The following is a 10,949-nucleotide window of genomic DNA, read 5'->3' as shown; positions in this document are numbered from 1 at the left end:
ATTCCGTCTCGGGTTGGGCGTGTTCCGAGTTGCAACTGATCTGTGCAACAACGCCCTTTCTATCAGAGTGAATCCTGACTGAAGAACGCCTCGAATTACTCATGATAGCATGATCGCAAAATTGGTTGGTTTGCAGGCTCAGACGGACAGATTCAGCTTTGGTCGGAACTTTGTACATCTGGTACAAATCATGCAATCACCCCTCGGCCCTGTTACAATTCGTAAGAATTGAGAAAACATCAGGAAAAAGTTGACGCTGATCGTGCAAGCGTCCCTTAATCGGGGCGCTGGCGTCCGGGGTTGATCCTCGGGTCCGCTTTTCCGGCCTCGGGGAGGGGCCGGATGGGGAGGAGAGGAAGATTGGCTCAGACGCAGTCGGGCGCCGCGGGGATGCACTCCCTTGCTGCGCTGCTACACCGCAATGCGACTCAGTTCGCGGACGCCCCGGCCTATCGGGAAAAGGAATTCGGTATCTGGCAATGCTGGAGCTGGGCCGAGACGGCCAAAGAAGTTCGGGCGCTGGCGTTGGGGTTTCTGGAGCTTGGCGTTGAACACGGTGACCACATTGCTGTGATCGGCCGCAACCGCCCGGCACATTACTGGTCGATGGTGGCGGCGCAGATGGTCGGTGCGGTGCCGGTTCCGCTGTATCAGGACGCGGTTGCCGAAGAGATGGCCTATGTGCTGGAGCATTGCGGCGCGAAATACGTCGTCTGCGGTGATCAAGAGCAGGTCGACAAAGTCATCGAAATTCAGGAAAACCTGCATCAGGTCAAACACATCCTCTATACTGACAAGCGGGGGATGCGGAAATACGACCATTCCCAGATGAATGCGCTGGATGACATAATGGCCGAAGGCCGTGCCGGTCACGCCCGGTTCGATGCGGAACTGGACAAACGCATCGCCGAGATCACCTATAACGATACCTGCGTGATGCTCTATACCTCGGGCACCACTGGCAAGCCCAAAGGCGTGGTTCTGTCGAACCGCAACGTCATTGAAAGTGCTAAGAATTCCGCCGAGTTCGATCATTTGAACCGGAACGAAGACATCCTGTCCTACCTGCCGATGGCCTGGGTGGGCGATTTTATCTTTTCCATCGGTCAGGCCTATTGGTGCGGGTTCTGCGTGAACTGTCCCGAAAGTGCAGACACGATGATGACCGACCTGCGCGAGATCGGGCCGACCTATTTCTTCGCCCCTCCGCGTGTCTTCGAGACGCAGCTGACCAATGTGATGATCAGGATGGAGGACGCGGGCAAGCTGAAGCAGCGCATGTTCCATCATTTTATGGCGCACGCCAAAAAAGTGGGCGGGCTGCTGCTGGACGGCAAACCCGTGGGCTTTGGCGACCGCGTGAAATACGCGCTGGGCAATCTGCTGGTTTACGGTCCGCTCAAGGATACGCTGGGATATGGCCGATTCCGGGTGGGGTATACAGCCGGTGAGGCGATCGGGCCGGAGATATTCGATTTCTACCGCTCACTCGGCATCAATCTGAAACAACTTTACGGTCAGACCGAGGCCACCGTGTTTATCACTGTACAACCTGATGGGGAGGTGCGCGCGGATACGGTTGGTGTACCTGCGCCGGACGTTGAGCTGAAGATCGATGACAAGGGTGAAATTCACTATCGCTCACCCGGGGTTTTCGTTGAGTATTTCAAGAATCCGGATTCCACTGCCTCGACCAAGGATGCCGAGGGCTGGGTGGCCACCGGGGATGCCGGCTTTATCGAGGAAGATACCGGTCATCTGCGCATTATCGACCGTGCCAAGGATGTGGGCAAAATGGCCGACGGGTCGATGTTCGCGCCGAAATATGTTGAGAACAAGCTGAAGTTCTATCCCGATATTCTTGAGGTCGTGCTGTTCGGCAATAGCAAGGACCGTTGCGTCGCTTTCATCAATATCGACCTGACGGCAGTAGGGAATTGGGCAGAACGGAACAATGTCGCCTATGCGTCCTATCAGGAATTGGCGGGTCATCCCCGCGTGTTAGAGACGATAAAGGCCCATGTGGAAGAGGTGAACAAGTCAGTCGCCTCCGACGAGATGCTGTCGGGCTGTCAGGTGCATCGTTTTGTGGTTCTGCACAAGGAACTGGATGCGGATGACGGCGAGATGACCCGGACCCGAAAGGTACGGCGCGGGTTTGTCGAGGACAAGTTCAGCGACATCATCGCTGCGCTTTATGACGGATCGACGAAGATCTCTACCACAACCGAAGTGACTTATGAGGACGGCCGTAAGGGCTCGATCAGCGCGACGCTTGAGATCGTCGATGCGCCGGTTGTTTCGGTCGCGCAACACAAGGTGGCGGCGGAATGATGGGTCGCCGAGCGCCGCTCGACCTGCGGTCATCGCCCCGCCCGCCGTCCCGTTTTTGCGTAAGTCAGGGAGTGACTGATGCTGGATAACTCCGAAGGATATGTCACCGAAGACGGCCGTAAGATCGGCGGTGTGGTGATGGAGATGAAGAACATCACCCTGCGCTTTGGCGGTGTGGTGGCGATCAAGGATATCTCGTTCGACATTCGCGAGGGTGAGATCCGCGCCATCATCGGGCCGAACGGCGCAGGCAAGTCCTCGATGCTGAACGTGATCTCGGGGTTCTATGTCCCGCAAGAGGGCGAGGTCTGGTTTCATGGATCGAAACGCCCGCCGATGCGCCCCTATGAAGTGGCCCGGGAGGGCATCGCCCGGACCTTCCAGAACATTGCCCTGTTTGAAGGCATGAGTGTGCTGGATAACGTCATGACCGGGCGGTTGAACTTTATGAAAACCAACATCTTCCAGCAGGCTTGCTGGAAGGGCAAGGCCGAGGCAGAAGAGGTCGAAAACCGCGAGGCGGTGGAAAAGATCATCGACTTTCTGGAAATCCAGCACATCCGTAAGACGCCGGTATCCCGCCTTCCCTACGGTTTGAAGAAACGGGTCGAACTGGCCCGCGCCCTGGCGGCGGAACCCCGACTGCTGCTGCTGGATGAGCCGATGGCGGGCATGAATGTCGAAGAGAAAGAGGACATGAGCCGCTTTATCTTAGACGTGAATGACGAGTTCGGCACCACCATTGCGCTGATCGAACACGATATGGGCGTGGTGATGGATCTGAGCGACCGCGTGGTCGTGATGGATTACGGCAAGAAGATCGGAGACGGCACCCCGGATGAGGTGCGCAGCAACCAGGATGTCATCGACGCCTATCTGGGGGTCAGTCATGACTGAGCATCGGACAGACATGGGGAGAGGCGCAGATGCCTGAACAACTCGTATTCGCGATGGAGGTCATCCTCAACGGTCTGATGGCCGGGGTGTTGTATGCGCTGGTCGCGCTGGGGTTTGTGCTGATCTACAAAGCCTCGGGGATTTTTAATTATGCGCAGGGGGTTATGGCCCTGTTTGCGGCAATGACGCTAGTAGGGATCATGAACGGGCAGGTGCCGTTTGCGCACCTGATCAACGCGACCTTCGGCACCCATGTGCATGATTTCGGTTGGACCGTTCCGGCGCTGCTGGCGATCTTAATGACCATGGGCGTGATGGTTTTGCTGGCCTGGGCGGTACAGCGGTTCGTCATGCGCCATCTGGTGGGGCAAGAGCCGATCATCCTGTTCATGGCCACTATCGGGCTGGCCTATTTCCTTGAAGGCGTCGCCGACCTGATGTGGGGGTCCGAGATCAAGACATTGGATGTGGGCCTGCCGCAGGGCATCAACCTGTGGATCGACGAGAGTACTTTTAACATCTTCGGTTACGGCTTCTTCATCGACAATCTGGATATTGTGGCGACCGTGATCGCAGCGTTGCTGGTGGCGGCCTTGGTGGCGTTCAGCCAGTACACTAAGCAGGGCCGGGCGATGCGTGCGGTGGCTGATGATCATCAGGCGGCGCTGTCGGTGGGTATCTCGCTGAATTTCATCTGGATCATGGTCTGGTCGGTGGCCGGGTTCGTGGCCCTGGTCGCGGGCATCATGTGGGGCACCAAATCAGGCGTACAGTTCTCGCTCTCGCTGATCGCACTAAAGGCGCTGCCGGTGCTGATGCTGGGCGGGTTTACCTCGATCCCCGGGGCCATCGTCGGTGGGTTGATCATCGGTGTGGGTGAGAAGCTGTTCGAGTTCGCCATCGGCCCGCTGGTCGGTGGCGCGACCGAGAACTGGTTTGCCTATGTTCTGGCGCTGATTTTCCTAGTGTTCCGACCGCAAGGTCTCTTCGGTGAGAAAATTATCGAGAGGGTGTAGGGCATGACCAAGCTGATCGCCATCATCAACGTGATCGCATGGGCCGGGTTCTGGGCCTTTGGCTATATCGCCGTCACTTCGGAAGATCTGACCGAAAGCCAATTGGTGGTCGCCGCGATTCTGGCCTTTGCCGGGCTGATCACGGGTGTTCTGGCCTACATGAAACTGGTGCGCAATTCCGAGGCGAGCGGCTACGCCAAGGGCACGAACCAACTGAATACCGAGGCCCGCAACCGGGCGCAGGAAGAGTGGGAGAAGTAAGTCATGTTCTACCGTGAGGCTGGGGATTTTAAAACTTCCTACGTCGATGACAACCAGACCTTCCCGATCAAGTTCGACCGGTATCGGTATTATGTCGTGGTTGCGGTGGCCTTTGGGATCATTCCGTTCCTTATCAATGATTACTGGGCCAACGCGCTGCTGTTGCCGTTTCTGATTTACGCGATTGCGGCGATCGGTTTGAACATTCTGGTGGGATATTGCGGTCAGGTCAGCCTGGGCACCGGGGGGTTCATGGCCGTGGGGGCCTATGCCTGTTACAAGCTGATGACCGCTTTCCCGGATGTCAGCATGTTTATCCACGTCATCCTGGCCGGCGGGATCACTGCCATTGTCGGCGTGTTGTTCGGCCTACCAAGCCTGCGGATCAAGGGGTTCTACTTGGCGGTGGCGACACTGGCTGCGCAGTTCTTTCTGGTGTGGTTGTTCAACCGGGTGCCGTGGTTCTACAATTACTCGGCTTCGGGTCAGATCAACGCGCCTGAACGGGACGTGTTTGGCATCATCATCACCGGTCCGAATGCTCCGGCCTGGGCAACCTACTTATTCTGCCTGATTTTCCTGGCTGTCAGCGCCCTGATCGCGCGCAACCTGACGCGTGGAACCACCGGGCGCAGCTGGATGGCGATCCGTGACATGGATATCGCGGCCGAGATTATCGGGGTGAACCCGCTAAAGGCCAAACTGACTGCGTTTGCCGCCAGTTCGTTCTTTGTGGGTATCGCCGGCGCGCTGTTCTTTGCGGTCTATCTGGGCGCGGTCGAAGTGGGTGAGGTCTTTGGCATCCAGAAATCATTTCTGGTGCTGTTCATGATCATTATCGGTGGATTAGGCTCTATATTCGGTTCATTTGCGGGGGCTGCGTTTCTGGTGTTGCTGCCCGTGGTGCTGAAAGTAGTTGGCGCGGACTGGCTGGGCTGGCCTACCGATATCGTGGCGCATCTGCAGCTGGTGATCGTCGGCGCGCTGATCGTCATGTTCCTGATCCTTGAACCACATGGCCTGGCGCAGCTTTGGCGCGTGGCGAAAGAGAAACTCAGACTCTGGCCGTTCCCGCACTAAGGGGCAGGCCCAATCAGATAACGGGTGCAAAGCCCGACCCTAACATCGGACCAACCAAGGGAGGAGACACCCGATGAAATTGAAACTCGCAACCGCGGCGCTGAGCGCCCTGATGGCAGCAGGACCTGCACTGGCGGATCTTGTGATCCCGGATCTCAGCTATCGCACCGGGCCATACGCTGCTGGCGGCATTCCGTTTTCGGACGGGTACAACGACTATTTCACGATGCTAAATGAGCGGGATGGTGGGATTGGCGGCGTGCCGATCCGCGTGGTCGAATGCGAAACCGGCTATAACACCGAAAAAGGAGTGGAGTGCTATGAGTCCACCAAAGGTGAAGGCGCGCTGGTCTATCAACCGCTGTCAACGGGCATCACCTATCAGTTGATCCCAAAAGTGACTGCAGACAATATTCCGCTACACACGATGGGATATGGTCGGACGTCCGCCAAGAATGGCGACGTTTTCAGCCACACGTTCAACTACCCGGCCAACTATTGGGACGGAGCCTCGGGCGCGATCAACTATCTGCTTGAGGAAAACGGTGGCGACCTGAGCGGAAAGAAAATCGCGCTGATCTACCATAACTCGGCCTATGGCAAGGAACCGATCCGCACGTTGGAAGAACTGTCCAAGAAGCACGGCTTTGAGCTGGCGGCTCTGCCTGTGGATCACCCGGGTCAGGAGCAGAAGTCGCAATGGCTGCAGATCCGGCGTGACCGTCCAGACTATGTCCTGATGTGGGGCTGGGGCGTGATGAATCAGGTTGCGGTGCAAGAAGCCGCGAACATTCGCTTCCCAATGGAGAATTTCATCGGCATCTGGTGGTCCGGATCGGAAAATGATGTTGTGCCTGCGGGTGAGGCCGCGAATGGCTATAAGGCTCTGACCTTCCACAATGTGGGCACGGATTTCCCAGTCTTTGACGACCTGCAGCAATATGTAGTCGATGCTGGCAAAGCTGCGGGCGCAGGCGATCAGGTTGGGACGGTTCTATATAACCGCGGTCTCTATGCAGCTGTGCTGGCCGCCGAAGCTATCAAAAAGGCACAGGAATTGTCGGGCAATGCCGACATCACCCCAGCCGAGATGCGTGACGGAATGGAAGCACTTGAGATGACCGAGGCAAAAATGGCTGATCTGGGCCTGCCGAACTTTGGTCCGACCTTCTCGGTATCATGCACGAACCACGGCGGCGACGCTTTGGTCGGTGTGACGCAGTGGGACGCGGCGAACAAAACATGGTCGCTCATCTCGGACTTCAAACCCACCGATGGTGAAGTGATCGGCGCGCTGATCGACGAAGATTCCGCAGCTTACGCATCGGAAAACAACCTCGAAGGGCGCTGCAACTAAGGCCCGACAAGAATCGGGGTGGCGGCAGACCGCCGCCCCACACTTAGAAAACATGGCATGAGGGTTCACTGATGCTGGATGCGGCACAAACCACCGATGTACAGGCCGAGACCCTGCTTGAGGTCAACAATATCGAGGTGATCTACAACCACGTCATTCTCGTGCTGAAAGGCGTCAGCCTGACCGTGCCCAAGGGCGGGATCACCGCGCTGTTGGGCGGCAACGGGGCGGGCAAAACCACGACGCTCAAGGCGGTGTCGAATCTGCTGCAGTCGGAACGGGGCGAGGTTACCAAGGGCACGATCATCTATCGCGGCACCAGCGTGCATGAAAGCGATCCGGCCGATCTTGTGGAAAAGGGCGTCATTCAGGTGATGGAGGGCCGCCATTGCTTTGAACATCTGACGGTTGAGGAAAATCTGCTGACCGGGGCCTATACCCGCAAAGATGGTAACGCGGCGATCCAGCAGGACCTGGAACTTGTGTATTCCTATTTCCCACGCCTCAAAGAACGGCGGCGGTCGCAGGCGGGCTATACCTCAGGCGGGGAACAGCAGATGGTGGCGATGGGTCGGGCGTTGATGTCGCGGCCGGAAACGATCCTGCTGGACGAGCCTTCGATGGGTCTTGCGCCGCAACTGGTCGAAGAGATTTTTGGCATCGTGAAGGATCTGAACGAGAAAGAGGGCGTGTCCTTCCTGCTGGCCGAACAGAACACCAATGTGGCTCTAAGGTTTGCACATTACGGCTATATTCTGGAATCTGGTCGCGTGGTGATGGACGGCCCGGCGGCCGATCTGCGCGAAAACCCGGATGTTAAAGAGTTTTATCTGGGCATGTCCGATGAAGGGCGCAAAAGCTTCCGCGACGTGCGCTCATACCGCCGCCGCAAGAGGTGGCTGTAAGCGGATGGAGGATCTGGTCATGACGAATTACTACGACGCGCTCGAGACCCGTTCAGCTGACCAGCGCGCTGCCGATCAGGCGAAAGCGCTGCGTGTTCAAATTCAGCGGGCCTTGTCCGCACCCGGTTTTGAGGCGCATCTGGCAGGGGTTGATTGCAATGCCGTTGCCGCGGCCGAGGATCTGGTAAAACTGCCGGTGCTGCGCAAATCCGATCTGGCCCAGGCACAGGCGGCGCGCCCGCCATTTGGCGGGTTTACGGTCACACCGGCGCGGCATTTTCACCATGTGTTCCAATCCCCCGGCCCGATCTATGAACCCGGCAGCACCGATCCCGACTGGTGGCGCATGGGCCGGTTCCTGCATGCGGCTGGAGTAGGGCCCGGTGATATTGTTCATAACTGTTTTGGCTATCACCTGACGCCAGCAGGGATGATTTTCGAAAGCGGTGCGCGGGCCGTTGGGGCTGCCGTTCTGCCCGCCGGCACCGGTCAGACTGAGCTGCAGGTCACTGCGGCACGGGATGTGGGCTGTACCTCATACGCAGGAACACCCGATTACCTGAAGGTCATTCTGGACAAAGCGGATGAGATGGGCGTGCAGCTCAACTTCTCCTCAGCGGTTGTGGGGGGGGGGGCGCTGTTTCCATCGCTGCGACAGGACTACGCTGACCGGGGCATTTCCTGCCTGCAATGCTATGCGACCGCTGATCTGGGTAATATCGCCTATGAAAGCCCCGCGATCGAGGGGATGATCATCGACGAGCATGTGATCGTCGAGATCGTCACGCCCGGCACCGGTACTCCGGTGGCCGAGGGTGAGGTGGGTGAGGTCGTAGTGACCTCGTTGAACCCCGACTATCCGCTGATCCGGTTCGCCACCGGTGACCTTTCGGCCATTCTACCGGGGCAATCGCCCTGTGGCCGTACCAACGCGCGGATCAAAGGCTGGATGGGCCGGGCTGATCAGACCACCAAAATCAAAGGCATGTTTGTGCGCCCCGAACAAGTGGCCGCGCTGGTCGACAAGCATGATGAGATCGTCAAAGCCCGCGTCATTGCTGCGCGGCAGGGGGAAATGGACACAATGACCGTACAGATCGAAAGCCCGCGTGAGGATGACGTGACCTATGCCAAATCCGTGGTCGAGGTGTTGAAACTGAAAGGCGCGATCGAGGTCGTCGCCCCCGGAACTCTGCCCAAAGACGGTTTGGTGATCGAGGATCAGCGCGTTTACGAATAGTCCGACAAAGGTCTCTGCGGCAGTTTGTGCCGCAGAATTGTTTCCCCGCCCACTGGTGTTTCTTAGCGTTTTAGTCGATTAAAGGCGGAACCTGCGCCTTTGTCTGTAATACCGGAAACATGGCCGAAATCGAATACTCAGAACACGGAACGCGCAATCGGGGCGTGTTTGGCACCCGGGTGGTGGCCATTGTGGCCTATCTGGTGGCAGCTGCCTGTCTGCTGCCGATGATGGCGGTTGTTCTGGCGGCGGTGACGGGCGGGACGGAAACGATCTCGCATCTGCTGGATACGGTGCTGCTTGGGTACGCGCTGACGACGTTGATTTTGGTGGTTCTGGTGGCCCTTGGTACTCTGTCCATCGGGGTAGGCGCTGCCTGGCTGGTGACGATGACCCGCTTTCCCGGTGTCCGCTTTCTTGAGATCGCCCTAGTCCTGCCACTGGCCTTTCCGGCCTATGTTCTGGCCTATGCCTACACGTTCATTCTGGATCACCCCGGTATAGTTCAGACCACCCTGCGCGAGGTGACCGGTTGGGGCCCGCGCGACTATTGGTTCCCCGAGATCCGCTCGACCGGGGGGGCGGCAGTGATGCTGATCCTGGTGCTGTACCCCTATGTCTACCTGTTGGCACGCGCCGCCTTTCTGCAGCAAAGCTCGACTGCTTTTCTGGCCGCGCGGGCACTGGGCAAAAGCCCGTGGTTGGCGTTTTGGCATGTGTCCCTACCGATGGCCCGCCCGGCGATCGCCGGAGGGGTTCTGCTCGCGATCATGGAGACCATCGCCGATTTCGGCACCGTGGCCTATTTCGGCGTCCAGACCTTTGCCACCGGTATCTACACCAGCTGGTTTTCAATCGGAGACCGCGCTGCCGCCGCGCAGTTGGCTATGTGCCTGCTGGGCTTTGCGTTGATGCTGGCGGTGATCGAGCGTACCCGGAGGGGCAAGGCAAAATATTACCAGGCGGGCAAAAGCCATGCTCCGCTGCCAGCACAGCAGATAAAGGGGTGGTTTGCCGTTGCGGGGTTCACGCTGTGTGCCATTCCGGTGCTGCTCGGCTTTTTGCTGCCGGTGTTCATTTTGGTTCAAATGGGGCTTGAATCGGAACAAAACCTGCTGTCGCGGCGCTATATCGGGTTTATCCAGAACTCGCTGACTTTGGCGGGCACGGCGGCTGTTGTGACCGTGTTTGCGGCCATATGCATCGGGTTTTATCAACGGCTGCGCCCGGGCAAAGGGTCAGCTACAGCGGGATATGTTGCGCGGTTGGGCTATGCAGTACCGGGTGGCGTGATCGCGGTGGGCCTTTTGGTGCCTTTCGCCAGTTTCGACAACGCGCTGGATGCGTGGATGCGCGAAACCTTCGATATCTCGACTGGGTTGCTTGTCACCGGGTCTATCTGGCTGCTTATCGCGGCCTATATGGTGCGCTTTCTGGCCGCGGCGCTCAGCGCTTATGAAGGCGGGCAAAGCACGGTGCATGTCAATATGGACGCTGCTGCCCGGTCGCTTGGCCAGACCCCGTTGGGAACGTTGAGACGGGTGCATTTGCCGATCCTGACACCCTCTCTGCTGACGGCGCTGCTGATTGTCTTTGTCGACGTGATGAAAGAGCTTCCCGCCACCCTGATCATGCGCCCTTTTAACTTTGATACGCTGGCCGTGCAGGCTTATCGGTTGGCCTCGGATGAGCGGTTAGAGGGTGCCGCCGTGCCTTCGTTGGTGATCCTTGCGGTGGGGTTGCTGCCGGTGATCCTGATCTGCCGTCAGGTCGGGCGGCGCTAGCACACAGCAGACCAAAATATCACACCATTTTGTGCTTGGGCTTGATTCAAACGCCATTTCCGGCAAGGCTTGGGG

Annotated in this window: 9 protein-coding genes; all 9 read left to right on the top strand. The window is 58.1% G+C overall.

All coding sequences use genetic code 11. The annotated features are described in order from the left end of the window. Window positions 1–390 precede the first annotated feature (390 nt). The 9 genes from RUE5091_RS15335 to RUE5091_RS15295 all read left to right on the top strand — a co-directional run bounded on the left by RUE5091_RS15335 (window position 391) and on the right by RUE5091_RS15295 (window position 10,874). Complete coding sequence (locus RUE5091_RS15335) at window positions 391–2,334, top strand: AMP-binding protein (protein WP_112297183.1); 1,944 nt, start codon at window positions 391–393, stop codon at window positions 2,332–2,334. A gap of 78 nt (window positions 2,335–2,412) precedes the next feature. Then, entirely contained in the window at window positions 2,413–3,231 is an 819-nt protein-coding gene (locus RUE5091_RS15330) for an ABC transporter ATP-binding protein (protein ID WP_058282787.1), read from the top strand. Between the two features lie 29 nt (window positions 3,232–3,260). Further along, complete coding sequence (locus RUE5091_RS15325) at window positions 3,261–4,247, top strand: branched-chain amino acid ABC transporter permease (RefSeq protein ID WP_058282786.1); 987 nt, start codon at window positions 3,261–3,263, stop codon at window positions 4,245–4,247. Window positions 4,248–4,250: 3 nt separating this feature from the next. Continuing rightward, window positions 4,251–4,508, top strand: a complete 258-nt coding sequence (locus RUE5091_RS15320; RefSeq protein WP_058282785.1) for a hypothetical protein — start codon at window positions 4,251–4,253, stop codon at window positions 4,506–4,508. 3 nt (window positions 4,509–4,511) lie between these two features. After that, entirely contained in the window at window positions 4,512–5,588 is a 1,077-nt protein-coding gene (locus tag RUE5091_RS15315) for a branched-chain amino acid ABC transporter permease (RefSeq protein ID WP_058282784.1), read from the top strand. 73 nt (window positions 5,589–5,661) lie between these two features. After that, entirely contained in the window at window positions 5,662–6,945 is a 1,284-nt protein-coding gene (locus RUE5091_RS15310) for an ABC transporter substrate-binding protein (protein ID WP_058282783.1), read from the top strand. Between the two features lie 71 nt (window positions 6,946–7,016). Beyond that, entirely contained in the window at window positions 7,017–7,850 is an 834-nt protein-coding gene (locus tag RUE5091_RS15305) for an ABC transporter ATP-binding protein (RefSeq protein WP_058282782.1), read from the top strand. A gap of 19 nt (window positions 7,851–7,869) precedes the next feature. Then, entirely contained in the window at window positions 7,870–9,090 is a 1,221-nt protein-coding gene (locus RUE5091_RS15300) for a phenylacetate--CoA ligase family protein (RefSeq protein WP_058282822.1), read from the top strand. 119 nt (window positions 9,091–9,209) lie between these two features. Continuing rightward, window positions 9,210–10,874 (top strand): ABC transporter permease, encoded by a 1,665-nt coding sequence (locus RUE5091_RS15295; RefSeq protein WP_058282781.1) that lies wholly within the window; start codon window positions 9,210–9,212, stop codon window positions 10,872–10,874. Window positions 10,875–10,949: the final 75 nt, after the last annotated feature.

Source organism: Ruegeria denitrificans, from assembly GCF_001458295.1.
Taxonomy (GTDB): domain Bacteria; phylum Pseudomonadota; class Alphaproteobacteria; order Rhodobacterales; family Rhodobacteraceae; genus Ruegeria; species Ruegeria denitrificans.
This window is presented reverse-complemented; position numbering and strand designations above follow the sequence as displayed.